This is a genomic window from Lutimaribacter pacificus (assembly GCF_900142185.1).
In the GTDB taxonomy this organism is placed as follows: Bacteria; Pseudomonadota; Alphaproteobacteria; order Rhodobacterales; family Rhodobacteraceae; genus Lutimaribacter; species Lutimaribacter pacificus.
The window spans coordinates 17,675-35,671 of record NZ_FQZZ01000007.1 but is presented as its reverse complement, the minus strand read 5'-3'; the positions used below and the strand labels follow the sequence as shown (position 1 = coordinate 35,671).

The following is a 17,997-nucleotide window of genomic DNA, read 5'->3' as shown; positions in this document are numbered from 1 at the left end:
GGTTTCAACACCTGAAGCCCGGTCATTCGCCCTGTTGGAGAACGTGATCCGGGTGATGGACCTAGAAAAAGAAGCCCCGAATGTGGTCACCGAACCCAGATTCCGCGATCTGGTCGCCAGCGGCTATCGCGTCGAAGTTGTCTGCAAGGAAGACGCCTTCAAGAAAGGCCCCAACTGGCATGGGGTCTGGATCATGCGCGCTGTCAGCGACGACGGGATCGAGAAACTTCTGGTCACGGCCCGGACCCGAACCTCGCGCAACGACATCAAGATCCGCGAGATCAAGACCGTCACCGGGGTCATCTCCTTCCTGCAAGGGATCGGTTTCTCGCACGCCGACGTGCCCCTGGAAGAGGGCAAGCGGACGGTTCAGAAGCTTTCCAGCGAAGAGATGGCTGCCAGCCGGGCTTAGCGCCCTTTTCTTTTCCTCCCTGGGCCTCCCGGCATCGGCAGACATGGTCCTGGTGATGGCGGGGGATGGCTCTCTTTCGCCGTCGCGCGCTCAGGAACGGTTCGCGCGCAACTACAATGACGGGGTCGGCGTTGGCTCGACCTCAGACGGGTTGCGCATCCTGGGCGAGGAGAGCCGCACCGAGGGACGTGAAGGGGTGCGCGTCGCGGCGGTGACCCCTCGCGCGCTCACGCCACGCCCGGATATTCTCGCCGCGATCGAGGAGACCGGACTGCGCTATGCGAGCCACCCTGGGCTCCGTGCAGCCGATATCACCGTCACGGACTGGCTCCACCTCTATCGCGCCAATATCGAGATCGAGAGCGCGTACAATCCACACGCCGTCTCCCATGTCGGGGCGGTCGGGCTCGGGCAGTTGATGCCCAATACGGCCCGGGCACTTGGCGTCGACGCTCATGACTGGCGGCAGAACCTCGACGGCTCCGCGCGTTACCTCGCCTTAATGCTGGCCGAGTTTGGCGATGCGCGCCTCGCGCTCGCCGCCTACAATGCCGGGCCCGACGCTGTGCGCGAGCATTCCGGCATTCCACCGTTTCGAGAAACCCAAAACCACGTCCAGCGGGTGCTGGCCGTCTTCAACCGGCTGGAAGGAGCGTCCCCATGAAGCCAATGACGAAATCCCTGATCACCCTCGCCGCTCTCCTCATCGTTTCGGCAGAACCGGCCCTGGCCCAGAGCATCGACCTCTCCCCGATTCAGAGCTTGCTTCAGGGCATCGTGGACGCGCTGACCGGGCCGCTTGGCGTCGTCATCGCCACCCTCGCGGTCCTCGGCGTGTTCCTCAGCTGGTTTTTCAACATCATCGACCTGCGCCAGGCCCTCTGGGTGATGGTCGGCATCGCCGGCGTTGCAGCAGCGCCGACGATCGTTGCCGCCGTCTTTGGTGGTGGTACGCCGTAAGGGGTCGACAACGTGGCAGAGCGATCCCCCCTCTTCCTGGGCCTTGTCCGCCCGCCAAAACTCCTTGGCCTGCCGATCATGTATGCCATGGTCTGGCTCTTCGGCTCGGTGCTACTCTTCGTCTGGGTTCAGCACATGGTGGTGCTGGCGGTGGCGGCAGTGCTCTATCCGGTCCTCTGGAAGGCGGCGGATTGGGATCCACGCTTCATCGACGTGATGATGACCGCGCTTCAGGAAACCCCGCCGACACGGAACCGCTCCATCCACGGGGGCGACAGCTATGCGCCATAGTGAAGCCCTGCACGAGACCGTGGACGAGCGCACCCTCATGCCGGACTGGTATGCCCGCGAGAAACGCCTCGCGCACATGCTGCCCTATGTCAGCCTCGTCGATGATCAGACAGTCCGCACCCGGGTCAACGAACTCTTCCAATGCATCCGCCTGAGCGGGGTGAACAGCTACACCACGGACGACGCCTATCTCGACAAGGTGACGGCGCTCTTTGCCCGGATCATCGCGCAGCTGGGCCCCGAGTTCAGCTACTACGTGCACAAGGTCTCGAAGTCGATCACGCCGGACCTGCTCCCGGTCAAGGGGGACGGCTTCGCTCACGCCGTGGATGATGCCTGGCGCGCAAAGCTGGCCTCGGCAGGTCTCCGGGACAAGACCCTCACACTCACCATCATCCACCGCCCGCCGCCCAGGAGTTTTCTTGGCTTCGTGAACCGTTCCGCACCGGAGCGGTTCAAGGAGGAGACCGCGAAACGGGTCCGGCGGCTCAAAGAGGCAGTCGGGGTTTTCACCTCCGGCCTGGCGGAACTCAAGCCCCGCATCCTTTCAGCAGACTCTGGCGAGTTGGTCGGGTTCCTCGGCGCGCTCAACACCGGCCGCGAACTGCCGCTCTATCCGGCAAACCGCTACGGGTTTCTCGCCTACAATGTTGCCAATACCCGGGTCACGTTTCTGGAGGATCACTTCGAGCTATCCGATGGCGTCGTCGGTCATCGCTACGGCAAGAGCTTCACCATCGGCGAATATGCCGAAGGCACCACTTGCACCATGTTCGACATGTTGAACCTGCCGGTCGACATGATCGTCACCCATTCCTTCACACCGATCAATTCGAACCTGATGGCGGGCCGGATCAAGCGGCAGAAACGCCAGATGCAAGCCTCGCAGGATGCCGCGCTCTCGCTCCTCGAAGCGCTCGACATCGCGCACGATGATCTCGAAGCCAAACGCCAGAGCTTCGGCGAACACCACATGGTCGTGACCGTCTTTTGTGACAGTCTCGACGAGTTGCAAACCCTCGGGGCCGAGATCGTCAACGCCGCGGCCGCCGAAGGCGTGAAGATGATCGGCGAGCGGATGGCCGCGAAATCTCACTACTTCAGCCAGCATCCGGGCAACCAGCCAAAACGGGTCCGCGCCAGTGCCGTCACCAACCGCAACTTTGCGGACTTCGCAGCACTTCACCGGACGCAACTCGGCAAGGAAAAACACCAGCTTCCCTGGGGCCAGGAGATTACACTCTTCCCGACCCCGGAGCAGAGCGCCTACCGGTTCTCCTACCACGAGCAGGGCAGCCCCGAGACGGAGCCCACCAGCGGCCACACCCTCATTCTAGGCCGCCCCGGTTCCGGCAAGTCCGTCCTCTCGGCCTTCCTCATGACGCAAGCCCGGCGGGTCGGCGCGCGCATCTTCGTTTTCGACTACCGGCTCGGGATGGAAATGGCCGTCCGCGCCAATGGCGGGCGCTACGCCTCGATCAAGGCGGGACAGGCGACCGGCCTCAACCCGCTCTGGACCGAGATCGATGAGCGCGGCACGGCCTGGCTTTCGGATTGGCTCGCCTCCTTGCTCTACCGCTCCGACAAGCCCCTGACCCCGGCGCAAACGAACCGCATCCAGGAGGTGGTCCGCCAGAACGCCACAGCCACCAACCCGGCCTTGCGGAACTGGAAGGACTTCGCCTCGCTCTTTGTCTCGACCGACGACAATGGCGATCTTCACCAGCGGCTTCTCGAATGGACCGAGGATGGGCGATACGGCTGGATTTTCGGCCAAAGCCTGGAGGACACTTTCTCGCTTGATGGCGACGTCGTGGGGTTCGACCTGACCGGCATTCTCGACAGCGAAAGCGAGAAGGAGCGCATGGCGGTGCTCTCCTATCTTTTCCGCCGGATTGAGCGAGAGATCGAGGACCGGCGTCCCACCATCATCGTGATCGACGAGGCATGGAAGGCGCTCGACAACCCATACTTTGCCGAACGGCTCTCGAACTGGCTGGTGACCGCCCGGAAACAGAACACGGTCGCGGTGATGATGACGCAATATGCGAGCCAGCTCGAACGCACGCGGACCGGCAAGACCATCGTCGAGGCGGTGCCAACCCAGATCCTGCTCCCCAACATCCGGGCGCACGCCTCGGATTACGCGATGCTGAACCTCTTCGAGAAGGAACTCGACGTGCTCCTGAACACCGGCAGCGACAGCCGCCTCGCGCTCATCCGTGACGACGGTGGCTCGGTGGTGGTCGATGCCGACCTCTCCGCCCTCGGCCCCCTCCTCACCATCCTCGGCGGCATGGAAAAGGGCGAGGCCCTCGTCGGCCCCGACTACCGCGACCGTCCTGATTTCTGGAGGCTCTCATGATCCGACCCCTTATCCTCCTCGCCGCGCTCGGCGTTCTCTCTTCCTGCGCCGAATATCGCGAACCCAAGGCCAACTGTTTCGCCTTCCGCGCCTCGCTCTACCGCGCCGAGCCGGATTGCATCTTCACACCCATCGGAAACGCGGAAGACGGCGTTGAGGTCTAGGGTCGCACATATTCTCCTGGCGGCTCTCCTGTCGGCAGCCGCGCTCGCCCAGGGCGTTCCCACCAACGATTCCGGGCTGACGGCCCGCGATATCGTCGAGACGGGCGACCGGGACGCCGACCTCGCCGTCCAGCGTGAGAAACTCATCGTCGAAGAGTTGCTGACCGAGATCGAACGGGAACAGCTCGCCACGCTGCGCGCCATCCTCGACGCGCAGACGAGCTTCGGTGGCCAGGGGCTGCCGGGCATGGTCGCAGACCTCGAGGGTGGCGGCAGCGATCCGGACCGGTCCGCGGAGGCGGTCTATGGCTCCGGCGATGTCGATCCCAATCCGGGCGGCGCGGGTATGTTCGGGGATGCGGCCGAAAACATCGAGCAGCTGATCATCCGGGTCGCCCAGGAGACCCACGGGCAACCCGGGGTCGGGCGGGCCGGTCTTTCCGTCGTGCAATGGCGCGCCCTCCTGCAGGCGCTCATCTGGCAGGAAAGCCGGTTCTCCATCGGCGCACGCTCGCCTGTGGGCGCCTTCGGCCTCACCCAGATCATGCCGGGCACCGCGAGCGATCTCGGTATCAACCCGGAATACTATGAAAGCCCCTACCTGCAGGTGACAGGCGGCGCGCGCTACCTCGCGGCGCAGCTCGCCACCTTTGACGGCAACATCGTCAACGCGCTCGCGGCCTATAACGCCGGTCCGGGCCGGGTGTTCGAATATGGCGGCGTACCGCCCTTCAAGGAGACCCGGCACTACGTCAGGGTCATCCCCGAACGCTACAATCTCTACCTCGCGCGGATCGGTGGCATCGAGGCGCTCGGCACGATCGACCCTGCGCTTCTCGCCAATGCCCATCTCTCGCTCAGCGGATTCGGGGCCGCCTTTTACGGCAGCAATTCCCCCACCGCCATCCGGCAAGCCGCCTTGCGCGTCCAGGACATCGTCACCCGGATCGGCGGCACCGAGGACCTCCAGGAGAGCATGGCGCTCAATACCTATGCCCGCGCCGAACTAGTCCGGCTGATGGCCGCACGCATTCGCCTGAAAGCCGCACGGACCCGGCCGCTCAGTGCCGCGCAACTGGCCCAGGCCGCGGCCCGCATGGTCGAGAACGAATTCATGGAGTTCACATTGGAGGATCTGGATTGATGCCCCGCAGAATGTTCATTTCAGCACCACTTCGCACGTTGACCCTGGCCAGCGTCTTGGCGCTTTGCTCGCCTTTCGTGACCAATCCCCCCGTCCTGGCCCAGGGCGTGCCGGTCGTGGACACCCAGAACATCGCCCAAAACATCCAGCAGCTCCGGCAGATGATCGAGGACGAGATCCTGCAAAACGAGCAACTCGTGCAGCTCCGCGAACAGCTTGCCACGCTTACGGAGCAGCTCGCCGAGCTACAACGAACGTATGAGGCGCTGACCCGTCTGGCAGAGCTGCCCGAGATCATCCGGACACAGATGGAGGACGAATTGAACGGTCTCCTGGACCAGGAGTTCGGCGATATCATCGCCACCATTGAGGCGATCAAGACGGGGGATTTCTCCGGGCTCACCGGATCCGGTGCCAGCGAGATCGAAACCCAGATGGACCGGGTGCTGGCCGATCTCGGCTTCGACGAGGACACGCTCTCGGAAATGGCGCGCAGCGGCAATCCCGGGGCCGAGCGCGTGGCGACACAGGCCACGACCGGCGCGCTGGTCTCGGCCGCCGCCCAGAACAGCTACGAGGATGCCGGGCAATCGCTCGAACGTGTCGACCGGCTCGTCGGGCTTATCGATGACATGGATGAGCTCAAGGAGAGCGTCGATCTCAACACGCGGGTGACGGCAGAGCTCGCCATCGCGCTCGTCGCCATGTGGCAGCTCGAAGCGATCCAGACCGTAGGAGATGGCACCGGCGGCGTGATCGATGCCGCCACCATCGCCGAAGAACAACGCTTCATGGAGTTCACACTCCCGGAACTGAATGCGGATTGAGGACTGATTGTTGGACGAAGAAACCGCCATCATCGAGGAGGAACTGGTCTACGGCGCGCTGAGACGGGAACGGCTCTGGCAGCGCCTGGGACTTTTCGGCCTCGGCTTTGGCATCCTGGGCTGCCTCAGCGCGGCCGCCGTGTCCATCCTCGATGTCGATCCGCCCCCTGTAGTGGTACCTTACGATCCCGCCACCGGCTTCGCCCTCCCCGAAGCCACCGTCGGGGCCACCACCGTCACCGAGAACCGCGCCATTATCGAGGCGGAGGTCTTCCGCTACGTGACCGACCGCGAGGTTTACAACCAGCTCGACAATGACGTGCGTATCCGCAGCGTGTTGCGCCGTTCGGACCGTGCCGCAGGGGCCTCACTGCGCCAGATCTGGAATTCGGCCAATGCCGACTATCCCCCGACCGTCTATGGACCCAACGCCCGCCTCGACGTGGAGATTCTCAGCATCAACCTGATCGGCAACAACCGGGCCACGGTGCGGCTTCGCAAGCGCCTGACGTCGATTCAGGGGGTTCAGGCGGGCCTCTTCACCGCGACGCTCCTCTTCGAGTTCCGCCCGGAAGAGAGCCGCTCCATCGACCAGGTCTGGACTAACCCGTTTGGCTTCACGGTCGTCGAATACGCGATCCGTTCGGACAGATTGGAGAACCAGTAAGTGCGTTTCACCAAAAAGAATTCAGAGAACGCCTTGCCAGCGTCCCACATACGTCAGAAGCGGCAGGGCAATAACAATGCGAAACACACCGCACACGCCCGGGCGTTCGTCGCGGCCTTTTTGATGGTCTCGCTGTTTACGCCCCACGCGTCAGCCGAGGCGATCCCGCGCGGGGGACCCAACGACCACCGCGTGCGGGTCGCGTCCTACCAGGAAGGCCAGGTCTACAGGCTGAACGTTTCCCTGACCCATGTCACGACCATCGAGTTCGGGACAGGCGAGAGCATCCGCTCAATCATCGCCGGCGACACGGAAGGATTTGAGATCGACGGCGTCCCAGGTGGTCGCGCCTTTGCGATCAAACCTGTCGCCCGCGGCGTCCATACCAACGTGACCGTCTACACCAACAGACGGAGTTACTATTTCAACGTGAACGAGGTCTCGAGCCCAACCTTCTATGTCGTGCAATTCCGCTACCCGCAAGACAATCGCCGCTCGGCCGACGCCATCGCACGCGCCGCGCCAAACACCAATTACGGGGCCAGCGCACGGACGGAGTTCACGCCGACCCGGGTCTGGGACGACGGCACCTTCACCTATTTCGCCTTCCCACGGAACGCACCCGTCCCGGCGATCTTCCGTTACACGAACGGGCGCGAGCGCACGGTGAACACAGGCGCGGTCGAAGACGGTGTGATCCGTGTCTCGGGCGTGGGGCGCCAATGGGTGCTGCGTCTGGGCGAGGACGTGGTGTGTATCGAGGCGACGCCGCCCGCGGAGGCCGCCTCATGAGTGACAACAACCCGGATCTCGAACAGCGTCTTGCTGCGCTCGAACGGGGCAACCCGCGCCACGGACCCGCCCCGAAACACCGCTTACCGCTCCTCGCCCTCCTCCTCGCAGGGCTCATCCTGGCGGGCGGCTTGGTCCTCTTGCTGTTTTCGGGCCCGGGGGAAGAGGTCGCCCTGCCGACGGCCACCCCGGACGAGTTCCAAACCGAGGGTGACGGGTTCGGAGAGATCGAACCCTTCGTGCCGCCGCCCGCCCCGGAACCCGAGATCGTTCTCGTCGAACCAGAACCCAACGCCGAACTTCTGGCGCAGATCGCCGCACTCCAGGCCCAGATCGAGGAACTGCGCGACGCGCCGGACACCGACGCCGGGGCGGACAGCGCGGCAGCGGAGGCGATCGATGCCCTGACCGCACGGATCGCAGCCCTACAGGACGCCTCCGAGAATGCTCAGGAACAATTCCAGACCGAACTCGCCGCACGAGATCGGGAGCTGCAACAGCTGCGTATGGACCTGGACCTCGCGCGGCTGGAGGCCAACAAGCCGGCACCCGCCCCGCTCGGACCCACCGACGAAGAGTTGCGCGCCCGCGAAGATGAGCGGATGCGACGTGAGGAAGAGGCGCGGCGGCTGGCCGAGCTGCAACGCCGGGCCGAGGAGGAGCGTGCCTTCCAGGAACGGCGGATTTCCTCCCCCGTTATCGCCTTCGGCGGAACGGGCGGCGCCAATGCGGGCGAGACAGAACTCACCGAACGCACCTTCGGCGAGGTGACAGACTTCGTGCTGAACGGCGCGTTGCCGAGCGCCATCACACAAGCCGAAGTCATCGCAAATCCCTCGAACACGGTCATTCAGGGCACGATGATCCAGGCCGTGATGGAGACCGCACTCGACAGCTCGCTCCCCGGACAGACCCGTGCCATCATCTCCGAAGACGTCTTCAGCTATGACGGCTCACGGCTCCTGATCCCGCGCGGCTCGCGCCTTATTGGACGCTACCGCTCCGGCATCGAGATAGCCCAGAAGCGCGTCACCATCGCCTGGGACCGGATCATTCTACCAAACAACCAGACCGTCCAGATCAGCTCCTTCGGGGGAGACGCGTTGGGCCGTTCGGGTGTCACCGGTTTTGTTGATACCCGCTTTGACGAGCGGTTCGGCTCCGCCGCGCTGATTTCCATCATTTCGGCCGCCCCGAGTGTGGCCGCCGCCCAGGTCGAGGATGAGACCACCGCAGACGTACTTGAAGATGTGGGCGATGACCTGGCGGACGCCACCGATTCCGTGATCGGCGAATATCTCGCCATCGGGCCCGTCATCTACGTCGACCAAGGCGCACGCGTCACCGTCATGGTCGACCGGGATCTGGAGATTTTCTGAGATGACGCTCTCCTATCTGCAGACCTCACTCGACAAGCTCGCGGACGCCGGTCGCGACGACGTCATCGAGATATGCATCAACCCCGACGGCTCTTGCTGGGGTGAGTTCCAAGGGGATCACTTCATGCGCGCGCTGGACCAGCGCCTGAGCGTCACCGAGCTGCGCGATCTCGGCAACCAGATCGCGTCGTCGGCCAATACGACGATGAGCAAGGACAAGCCCATCGTCTCGGTCTCTATCACCTATCGGGGCCGACCGATCCGTGCCCAGGTCGTGACCCCGCCCGCCGTCCTCGCGGGCATGTCGATCTCGCTGCGATTCTTCTCCAACCTGCCGCTCGACCGGATCGAACTCAGCTTCCTCTACGGCGAAGAACGCAAGCTCGAGGAACTGCGCCAGGAGAAGAACCGCGCGCTGCGCGAGGTCGTCGCCTCCGGTGACATCTACGCGGCCATCCGCTTCTGCGTCGAAAACAAGCTCAACATGATCGTCTCCGGCGGCACCTCGACCGGCAAGACCGTCGCGGCGCGCAAGATCCTCTCCTACGTTCCCGACGAGGAACGTATCGTCACCATCGAAGAGGCGGCGGAACTGCTGCCCGCCCAGCCCAATGCCGTAACGCTCATCGCCAACCGCGACGCGGAGTTCCAGTCCGCCGACGTGCTCCTGACCGCGACGCTGCGCATGCGGCCCGACCGCATCATCCTCGGCGAGGTGCGCGGCAAAGAGGCCATGACCTTCCTCGAGGCGATCAACACCGGCCATGGCGGCTCGATGACAACACTCCACGCCGAGACCCCACAACTCGCCGTCCAGCGGCTGGCCATCGCAGCGCTCAAGACCGAGATCCCAATGACCTACCAGGACATGATCCAATACATCGAGAGCTCGATCGACGTGATTATCCAGGCCGGCCGCGAGGACGGCGAACGCGGCATCACCGAATTCTATCTCCCTGGAACCGAATTGCAGGAAAGGCACAATGCATGAAGCAGTTTGAGTACGACATCCTGTTCTGCAAGGTGAAGAAGCAGAAGGACTATGAAGAGATGCGGCGCGCCCTGAACGAACGGGGCGCCGAAGGCTGGGAGGTGATCTCGGCCGAGGCGGGCGATTACGGCTATACCGCGTTCCTCAAGCGTGAGGTCGCGGACCGGCTGACGGAGACTGCGACATGACACGCGTCACCATTCTCGTCTGCTCATTCCTTCTTTTTTCGGGCAGTATCGCATCGGCCGAGCGCGACCTAGTCCCGACGCTCGACAATCAACCCGATGTCTGCCCCGATCAGCCGCCCGAGCCGGAGTGGATGCGAAACACAGAGGCGCGCGACGCCTACAAGCGGCTCCTGGTCCAGCAAATCTACCGGTTTCAGAGCATGGAACGCATCGTCGACGCGCAGAGCTGCACCTGCGCCACCCGGTATCCGCCTTGGGAGGCAACTGAGGCGGTCTATTTTGATCTCTATTCCTCAACTGACTATTGGAGCGTGGTCGAGGCGACGTCAGACTATCGCCGACGGGCGAACGATCTCCGAAAGCAGGCCATGCCGATCTGCGACGCGGCCGGCAACTGGTAGCGGGTCATGAGCGTCGTCGCGTATTTCGTGGAAACGGCCGAAGGCTATCTGGACTCAGCGGCGGAAACCCAGTTCGGGGCCGTGGCCGCCACGGTCGGAACGATGCTGGTCCTCGGGACGACGCTCGTGGTCATCCTCGTCTGTCTCAACATGATCTACCAATACCGTTCCATGGACGGCCGGACCGCCTTCTGGCTCGCCGTGAAGATCGGCCTGATTGGCATATTCGCGACCAACTGGGTCCAGTTCAACGCACTCGCATCCGCGATCCTGAACGGGATAGACAGCATCGCCGGATCGCTGGTCGCGTCGGTCGGCGGCGGGATGCCAGGTCCGTCTGGAACCTTCGCCGAGGAGTTCGATCAGCTCATCGCGGCGCTTGGGGATTACCTGAACGCAGCAGGCTCCGAGTTGAACTGGATGGCCGGCGCGCTTCTCGACACGCTCGGCGTTCTCCTGCTCTCGATCCTCGGAGGGCTGGCGGCCTTCATTGTCGTCGCCTCCAGGCTCATGATCACGCTGTTGATCGGGATCGCGCCGGTGATGATCTTCCTGACCCTCTTCGAGGTGACCAAGGACTATTTCGCGCGATGGCTCTCGGCGCTGATTTCCTTCGCGATCTACCCCATCGTCATCGCCGGCGTTTTCGCGACCATCACCGGGGTCTCGCGCGCATTGCTCGCCGAACTTGGTGATCCGGAGGGGGCTTCGAACATCGGCGCCCTCCTGCCCTTCTTCATGATGGTCCTCATGGCCAAGGGGTTCATCATCGCCACGCCCTTCATCGTCCGGTCGGTCTCCGGAAACATCATGATGCCGGCGCTTTCGGCGGGCTTTGGCGGAAGCTACGCCTTCGCCCGAGGCTTGGCAGGAAGTCAGCAAGTCTATAACCGATACGCCATCGGAGGCGCGACAGGCGCCGAATATGCCGCGCTTCGGGCCAGGCAGTTTCTCGGCGTACAGGCGCTCCCGACCCGCCCTAATGCCGCGGGTGGTGCGCCGGCTGCACCTTCAGGCGACTCATCTAGCACCGGTGCCCGCATGCTTGCGCAACTGGCACGGCTGAACAGGCTGGGCCGACGGTAGAGTTGACCGGAGGTGGCACGACTAGCCGGAACAGGCTGTTCGCAGGTCAAACCTTTGCTGCCTGCTGGGATCATGACAGACAGCATGAATGGTTTTGCGTTGGTGGCATCGTGCCGCGTCTGGGGACGGCACACTGCTACAGGATCAGACGCAACGGCATCCGCGCCGGTGTTTCTGTCTGGGACGTCCGTCCTGTATCCCGTTCTCACATCAAAGCATTTGACGGCAAGCTTCCTATGGGAAATTGCCGGTAGCGGACAGTAAATTGCAGCGACGTTTTGCTGAGCTATTAACTTGTCACTTGACAATTTAAGAAAGTGGGGTATCTAGGGTGCCAAGGAAGAAGCACACGTCAAAGGAAATCGAGGCCGTCATCCAGGAGCTCGAAGAGCTGGGATGGGACCTTATTGAGGGCAAGGGGCACGCGTGGGGGATCCTCCGATGCCCGGCCAACGATAAGGATTGCCGCTGTGGCGAGTTTTGTCAGATGTCTGTCTGGTCGACCCCGAAGAATCCACAGCAGTTCGCGAAAAAGATCCGACAGAAGGCCCTGGCCTGCGTGAAGCTTCAGAAGAACGACGAAGGTAATGCCAATGGCTGAAGAATTCGAATTCGAACTGGTCTTTGCACTCCCCGACGGAGAGCACGATGCGTTTTCGCTCTCTGACGCGATCTTCGAGGCGGGTTTTGAAGATGCGCTCGTGGGCACCGGTCACGCCGGTCTTCTGGGTGTAGAACTGGAACTTGAAGGGGATGAGGCCGAGAGCGCGATCCTTGAAGCGGCGCGGGCTCTGATCAAGGCGCTGCCGCAAGGCACAGTCCTGCGCGAGGTCCGTCCCGACCTGGTGTCTCTCGCGGATGTCGCCGAGAAGCTCGAGATAAAGCGACAGGCGCTCCAGCAGCGCAAGATGCCCCTCCCCGTTGCGGGTGGCCTCTACCGCATCGATGAAATGATCGAGGTTCTGATGGAGGCCGCAAACCCGGCAAAGGGGCAGCGTCGTCCGCGCTTTAACCTGGCTTCCGCCGCGAAGTGGTTTCGTGCGGGCCCCGCGGCCCGCAGGGTGAACGCCCAGTTGACGATGCGTGAGATCGACCCTGCGACGATTGAGCGAGCCCCTCGACCAGAGCGCGACGACCCTGGCTTTCTTCACCCGTGACAATGGTCGGCTCAAGGCCGTGGCCACAAGACACCATCGCGACATTCTTTCGTGTCGCCCGCATGGCGGCTCAGCCAAGCCCGAATTTCTCGCCCGTCTCGCTGACGTTTGCTTCCGAACCGGACATCTCCGCCTCCAACCGCTCGAGATCACTCACGGCGTCCTGAACTCGGGCGACGTCGTTTTCGGACGCAGCCTCCACCTCCAGATCTGCCTGCCGCCCGAACTCCATCTCCATCTGCCGCTGATCATCCGCAAGAACAGCGGCGCGGCCGCGCCGAGGCGCTTGAGCCGGACCGGACTCAAGGGGTGCAATCCCTCCGCCTTCTGTTAGCCCCATCCTGGCCTCGAAATCACGTTCCGTGAGACCTGACCCCCGCGGCGCCGTGGGCATCGCCCTGACGCTCAGGGGCAATTCCCCCATCGGAGGGACCGGCCCCGTCGGGAAGGGTAGCTCCCCCTCCTGGGCGGCATGGATGCCCTTGAAGAATGGGTCCTCGAAATACACCACGCGCTTGGCCCGGACCGGCATCTGGGCGTCCACGACGACGACGATCTCGTCGAGCGGCAGGCGCCGCGCCTCATCCTCGGGCAGGAGCGACACCTCCTCCGTCCGCTCCGATTGGCTGCGGCCCTCGAACGGGTTCTTCCCGACCGCGCGGGACCGCGTGACGACGGTTTTCGTGGTCTTGCCGACCGCCTTGCTCAGCTCCTCGACGGTCTTCTCGTCGGAGGGCGTCAGGTAGAGCTTGATCCCGGCGTTGCCCTGCAAGGCGCGCCGCGTGTTCTCGCCGTAGATCTCGTCGATGGCCGGGATGGTCTGGGTCACCACCGCGAGATGCCCGCGATAGGCGCGCAGCACCTCGATGCTCTCGGCCACGATCGGCATCTTTCCGAGCCGGTTGAACTCGTCGAGCATGATCATAACCGGCCAGGGCTCGTCCGGACCCGGTTCCTTGTCCTGAAGCGCCGACAGCAGGTCCGAGAAGAAGAGCCGGATCAGAGGTGCGAGGGGTTTCACCATGAGGGGCTGGACGACGAGGTAGACGCTGAAGGGTTTCTTGCGGATCGTCCGGAAGTCGAAGTCCGAGGTCGCCGTCGCATCGTCGATCGCCGGGTTCTGCCATTGATCGAGGCCCGAGGTCATCAGGAGCGAGACATAGGATGTCAGCGTATCGTTGTTGGTGGACGCCAGCCGTGTGAAGATCAGCCGCGCCGCGGCGTTTTGGACCTCATGGGCGCGCGCGAGATATTCCTTCTGCTTCTGCCCGCCCGAGGCGGCGATGCGGTATATCTCGCCGAGCGTCGGCCTGCGGCGTTGGAACGCGAGTAGCCCGGCCGCGACGAAGAGATCGATCCCCCCTTTGAGAAGCCCCTGAACACGGTCGTTGTCGTTCTGCAGGAAGAGTGTGGCCAGGAGCTGCAACTCCATCTGCTGGCGGGCCGGGTCTTTGAGCTCATAGATGCGCAGAAGTGGGTTGTAGCGATGCGTCCGCCTGTCCTCCCAATCCGTGGGCGCGAAGCGGAACACTTCGTCACCCTGCGCCGCCCGGTGGCGGGCCGAGGCCTCGAAGCATTCTCCCTTTACGTCGAGCACCACCGCTGAGCCCTGCCAGGTCAGGAGGTTCGGAATGACGAAGCCGGTGGTCTTGCCGCGCCCGGTCGGCGCTACGATCAACGCATGGGGAAAGGTCTTGGAACACAGGAACGGCGCACGCGAGCTTGGCTTTCCAAGCTTGCCGATCACAAAGCCCGTGCCCGGCGCGCCGAAGAAGCCGTTCCGCTTCATCTCGCGGCGGGTCTGCCAATGGGTATAGCCGAACCGGGTGAGCGCCGAGCCCGACATCGCAAGGCTCATCATGAGGCCCGCCACCCCGGCCCCGCCCATGATCAGGTTGATCAGGCGGAAGTCGTCGGGACGGGCGGCCCCGATGGCGCGGTAGTTCTGCACGATATAGAAGAAGTCGATCTCGGCCCGGAAACCCAGGTCCCGGAAACTGATCACGGCCGAGGCGATGACATAGCCGATCGCGATAGCGACCAGTGTGACCAGCGCGACGCCGAGGGCGAGGCGGCCCTTCCCTACCCCTCCCATCAGTGCGTCTCCCCGCGCTCGGTCTCGCCATCGACAAGATCGGCGCGGTGGAGCTCGAACTCGCGGTCGGCGATCTCCTCGACCACGGCGCGGGTCGCCTCGCTGTTGGCGGTGGCCGCGTCCGACTGCAGGTAGGTCTTCGCGGCGTAGAGCCGATCGAGACGGTCTTCGATCTGGGTCTTCAGCACGTCGACATCCCCGTCCCGCAGCCGGTCGATCTGCGCCGCGTCGAGCTCGCGCTCGACGGCGTCGCGGTAGGTCAGTCGCTGACCGTCGTCCTGGAACGGCGACTGCAGATTGCCGGCCCGTTCATGGTCGACGACCCGCCGGATGTCCGGATCGGCGATCGGTGCCCCCTCGACAGCGTCCCCCTCGCGCGCGTCCGAAAGCCGCCCGTCGCGCAGGTCGAGCGCCACCTCCCGCAACTCGTTGTCGCGGCGGACCTGGTTGAGGGCCTCGGTGTCGCGCAGATCGGTGACGGAAGCATAGGTCGCGCCAAGCCCGCGGGCGAGATGCGACGGCATATCGGGATAGCGCGCGCGGAACTCGTCCGTGACGGCATCCGCAACGGGGGTCCGCGCGTCGCGACCTTCCATGATCCGGTCGACTTCGCGGGTGATCTCGCGGGCCCGGGCCTCGTCGGTGATGCGCTCCCGGTAGGGCTCGGACCGGTCGATCACGTCGCCCGGGCGCGCGAGCAGTTCGGGATGCGCATCGAGGTAGCTGCGTTGCTCTTCTTCGATACGCCGCTCCGCGCGGGAGACGATCTCCCACTCCCGCGCCTCGATCTGGTCTTCGGTCAGACCTTCCGAACGCATGTCCTGGCGGATGGCGCGCTCCATGTCCTCAGTGGCGTCCCGATGATAATGGACCCTCTCCGTCACGGTGCGATCTTCCACGACACCGTCCTCACGCAAGACCCCTGCCCGCTCCAGCGCGACGCCGAGCTGGACATGGGCCCGGTTGAGGGTCTCGCGCGCCGTCTCCAGATCCGCGCGGCGCTCGAGGTTGAGACCGTCCCTCTCGGCCACCCGCGCCAGATCGTCAGCGATCCATTGCCGCTCGAGCGCGGCGTTCTGCGCGCCGGTTTCCATCCGGGCGACCACCACGGACGAACTGATCCCGGTCCCGCGCAGCGCGGTGTCGACCTGCGCCCGCACCTCGGGGTCTCGCAACCGGTCGAGCCGGGCCGCATCGATATTGGTCTCGGAATAGACCCCGCCCTCCGAGGGCTTTTCGGTCAATGTCACGGATCTGAGCCCTAGCGGCTGCATATGCGCGAGCCGCGACTGGATCTCGTTGAGGCTGCGCTCGAGCCGCGGCCGTTCGGCCTCCGGCTTCGCATCGATCATGCCCTGGACGCGCGCGACCTGATCGGCATAACGGGTCCTCAGATCCTCGAACGATTGCTCCTCTGCCATGTAGACGCCTCCTTCCAAAGTCAGCTTGCCGCCCTTGGCCAGAAGCTCTCCCGAGCGGAACAGGGCATCGGCGATGTCCTCGCGGTTGTCCGCAGAGGCCTCAGCGGCAAGCGAGTGATAGATGATCCGGGTGTTTGCGATCTCTTCGAGGGCGCGATCAAGATCGGCCCCGACCCGTGGCCGTGGCTCCGCGGCCCGCCCCTCAACCTTGGCCGCATAGACCTCGCGGGTGCGCGGCGGGTAGTGCACGACACCCCGATCGAGCCGCCGCGTGGCCTCCAGACGCACGCCGAACCGCTCGGCCTCTTCCACCATGGCGAGGCGGAAATCGTCGTAGTTGAACCGGTGATCGCGACCCAGGAAGAAGAACTCACCCTCCTGCGACCGGCGATTCAAAACTATATGTGCGTGGGGGTGATCGCGATCCTCATGCACCGCGATGATGTAGTCGAAATGTCCCTCTTCGGACTGAAAGAACCGCTCGGCGACATTGGCGGTGATGTCGCGCACGTCCTCGCCCCGGGTGCCGATCGGATAGGACATCAGCATATGCGTCGTCTGTCCGAGCTTGGGCTTGAACCCCGCACTCCAGCGCTTGGCGAACCGCTCCGTCAGGTCCTTGATCTCCGATCCCTCAAGCCTCGTCTTCCCATCCAGGAACCCGCTGCTGTCCACGATATGCGAGGACTTGGTGGTGAGGTAATCAAGCTGGTTCATGAGCTGGGATTTGGAATGCGTGCCCCCGCCCCGGATCGCCTTGAAGACCGCCGCACGATGCCCCGCAGCGGCGCGCACGAGCTGCCTCTGCCGGGACGCCTGCAGCCCTTGCATCGAGCCCCGTATCCGGCTCCAGCCATCCCGGAAGATCTCTCCGGTGACGTCATGGACGGCATCATTCAGCCGCATGGGCGAACTCCCTCAGAGCGGCAGTGGCGGAGAGCCGCATCCCATCCCGACGACGGCGCAAAAGCAGGTCGATCTCGTCAGCGGAATCGAGGATGAACCGCGCCAGCGCACGCATCTGCACGAGGCGCAGTTCGGACAACTCTGCGTTCGGCGCGGAGCCTTCCCCCTGCCCCTCCCGGCTGGCTTTCATCATCTGCTTGGCGACCTGCACGACGCCGTTGCCGACCTCGTGCAAGGAGGCCCGGTAGCGCGCCATCTCAGCCGCCAGATTCGCGTCCGGAACGAACGTTCCCCCCGCCGCCTGGATCAGCCGCCGGACCCCCTCCGTGCGGGTCTCGATCCCCGCCGCGGACAGCACCTCATCCAGCGCAGCAAGCTCTTCTGGTGTCAGCTTCACCGTCACCGCGGCCGTCGCCACGGCCGCATCCTTCTGGCGTTCTTCGTCCGCCTTCAACGTGTACTGGATGGCCCGCGGCGTGACCCCGAACCGCTCCGCGAGCGCGGAAGTCCCCACACCTGCTGCGGCCTCACGGATAATCTCCGCCCGCTCCGTCTGTGTCAGTCTCTTGGTCCGGCTCATACGAAGAAAGCCCCCCTATTTCCTGCCACCTTCATTCAAGGTCGCCTTCATCATACGAAACTATATTTACCGGTCAATACAATATTATTGCAGATTGCCCCCAGGCGACCTTGAATTCCGCTTCGAGCCGAGCACCGCAGGTGCGAGGCCCGGCCCGAAGGGCCCAGAAAA

The 17,997-nt window shown here is 64.0% G+C and carries 20 protein-coding genes; 17 read left to right on the top strand and 3 right to left on the bottom strand.

All coding sequences use genetic code 11. The features are described from left to right. Positions 1-55 precede the first annotated feature (55 nt). The 17 genes from F3H87_RS16375 to F3H87_RS16300 all read left to right on the top strand — a co-directional run bounded on the left by F3H87_RS16375 (position 56) and on the right by F3H87_RS16300 (position 12,824). Positions 56-412: a hypothetical protein gene (locus tag F3H87_RS16375; RefSeq protein ID WP_027264439.1), complete on the top strand. Its 357-nt coding sequence runs from the start codon at positions 56-58 to the stop codon at positions 410-412. 43 nt (positions 413-455) lie between these two features. Continuing rightward, positions 456-1,076 carry a lytic transglycosylase domain-containing protein gene (locus F3H87_RS16370; protein WP_027264440.1) on the top strand — a complete coding sequence of 207 codons (621 nt, stop codon included), beginning with the start codon at positions 456-458 and terminating at the stop codon, positions 1,074-1,076. Further along, positions 1,073-1,372, top strand: coding sequence for a TrbC/VirB2 family protein (locus F3H87_RS16365; RefSeq protein ID WP_027264441.1), 300 nt, complete (start codon positions 1,073-1,075; stop codon positions 1,370-1,372). Before F3H87_RS16370 ends, F3H87_RS16365 begins: the two co-directional genes overlap by 4 nt. Positions 1,373-1,384: 12 nt before the next feature. Beyond that, positions 1,385-1,663, top strand: a complete 279-nt coding sequence (locus tag F3H87_RS16360; protein WP_027264442.1) for a type IV secretion system protein VirB3 — start codon at positions 1,385-1,387, stop codon at positions 1,661-1,663. Continuing rightward, complete coding sequence (locus F3H87_RS16355) at positions 1,653-4,028, top strand: VirB4 family type IV secretion/conjugal transfer ATPase (RefSeq protein WP_027264443.1); 2,376 nt, start codon at positions 1,653-1,655, stop codon at positions 4,026-4,028. Before F3H87_RS16360 ends, F3H87_RS16355 begins: the two co-directional genes overlap by 11 nt. Next, positions 4,025-4,192, top strand: coding sequence for a hypothetical protein (locus F3H87_RS21845; RefSeq protein ID WP_169730257.1), 168 nt, complete (start codon positions 4,025-4,027; stop codon positions 4,190-4,192). Before F3H87_RS16355 ends, F3H87_RS21845 begins: the two co-directional genes overlap by 4 nt. Positions 4,193-4,202: 10 nt before the next feature. After that, positions 4,203-5,336 (top strand): lytic transglycosylase domain-containing protein, encoded by a 1,134-nt coding sequence (locus F3H87_RS16350; protein ID WP_394444260.1) that lies wholly within the window; start codon positions 4,203-4,205, stop codon positions 5,334-5,336. Beyond that, positions 5,336-6,163 carry a type IV secretion system protein gene (locus tag F3H87_RS16345; protein ID WP_223228094.1) on the top strand — a complete coding sequence of 276 codons (828 nt, stop codon included), beginning with the start codon at positions 5,336-5,338 and terminating at the stop codon, positions 6,161-6,163. Before F3H87_RS16350 ends, F3H87_RS16345 begins: the two co-directional genes overlap by 1 nt. A 10-nt stretch (positions 6,164-6,173) precedes the next feature. Beyond that, on the top strand, positions 6,174-6,830 hold the full coding sequence (locus tag F3H87_RS16340; RefSeq protein WP_088626511.1) for a virB8 family protein: 657 nt from the start codon (positions 6,174-6,176) through the stop codon (positions 6,828-6,830). Between the two features lie 123 nt (positions 6,831-6,953). Continuing rightward, positions 6,954-7,622 carry a TrbG/VirB9 family P-type conjugative transfer protein gene (locus tag F3H87_RS16335; protein ID WP_036051669.1) on the top strand — a complete coding sequence of 223 codons (669 nt, stop codon included), beginning with the start codon at positions 6,954-6,956 and terminating at the stop codon, positions 7,620-7,622. Continuing rightward, positions 7,619-9,001 carry a TrbI/VirB10 family protein gene (locus F3H87_RS16330; protein ID WP_027264448.1) on the top strand — a complete coding sequence of 461 codons (1,383 nt, stop codon included), beginning with the start codon at positions 7,619-7,621 and terminating at the stop codon, positions 8,999-9,001. The genes F3H87_RS16335 and F3H87_RS16330 overlap by 4 nt, the downstream gene beginning before the upstream one ends. A 1-nt stretch (position 9,002) precedes the next feature. Beyond that, the gene (locus F3H87_RS16325) at positions 9,003-9,992 is read left to right on the top strand and encodes an ATPase, T2SS/T4P/T4SS family (protein WP_027264449.1); all 990 of its coding nucleotides are present in this window, start codon (positions 9,003-9,005) and stop codon (positions 9,990-9,992) included. Next, positions 9,989-10,180, top strand: a complete 192-nt coding sequence (locus F3H87_RS16320; RefSeq protein WP_027264450.1) for a hypothetical protein — start codon at positions 9,989-9,991, stop codon at positions 10,178-10,180. Before F3H87_RS16325 ends, F3H87_RS16320 begins: the two co-directional genes overlap by 4 nt. Further along, positions 10,177-10,581, top strand: coding sequence for a hypothetical protein (locus tag F3H87_RS16315; RefSeq protein WP_027264451.1), 405 nt, complete (start codon positions 10,177-10,179; stop codon positions 10,579-10,581). Before F3H87_RS16320 ends, F3H87_RS16315 begins: the two co-directional genes overlap by 4 nt. Before the next feature lie 6 nt (positions 10,582-10,587). After that, on the top strand, positions 10,588-11,667 hold the full coding sequence (locus F3H87_RS16310) for a type IV secretion system protein (protein WP_027264452.1): 1,080 nt from the start codon (positions 10,588-10,590) through the stop codon (positions 11,665-11,667). A gap of 331 nt (positions 11,668-11,998) precedes the next feature. Beyond that, on the top strand, positions 11,999-12,268 hold the full coding sequence (locus tag F3H87_RS16305) for a hypothetical protein (RefSeq protein WP_036051617.1): 270 nt from the start codon (positions 11,999-12,001) through the stop codon (positions 12,266-12,268). Continuing rightward, on the top strand, positions 12,261-12,824 hold the full coding sequence (locus F3H87_RS16300) for a hypothetical protein (RefSeq protein ID WP_017467933.1): 564 nt from the start codon (positions 12,261-12,263) through the stop codon (positions 12,822-12,824). Before F3H87_RS16305 ends, F3H87_RS16300 begins: the two co-directional genes overlap by 8 nt. A 70-nt stretch (positions 12,825-12,894) precedes the next feature. Here F3H87_RS16300 and F3H87_RS16295 read toward each other — a convergent pair whose 3' ends face one another. The 3 genes from F3H87_RS16295 to F3H87_RS16285 are packed head-to-tail and all read right to left on the bottom strand — an operon-like array spanning position 12,895 to position 17,826. After that, a complete protein-coding gene (locus F3H87_RS16295) occupies positions 12,895-14,919 on the bottom strand; it encodes a type IV secretory system conjugative DNA transfer family protein (RefSeq protein ID WP_027264453.1) in 2,025 nt (674 codons plus the stop codon). Next, complete coding sequence (locus tag F3H87_RS16290) at positions 14,919-17,246, bottom strand: relaxase/mobilization nuclease domain-containing protein (RefSeq protein WP_027264454.1); 2,328 nt, start codon at positions 17,244-17,246, stop codon at positions 14,919-14,921. Before F3H87_RS16290 ends, F3H87_RS16295 begins: the two co-directional genes overlap by 1 nt. Continuing rightward, the gene (locus tag F3H87_RS16285; protein ID WP_027264455.1) at positions 17,233-17,826 is read right to left on the bottom strand and encodes a helix-turn-helix domain-containing protein; all 594 of its coding nucleotides are present in this window, start codon (positions 17,824-17,826) and stop codon (positions 17,233-17,235) included. The genes F3H87_RS16290 and F3H87_RS16285 overlap by 14 nt, the downstream gene beginning before the upstream one ends. Between the last annotated feature and the right edge of the window lie 171 nt (positions 17,827-17,997).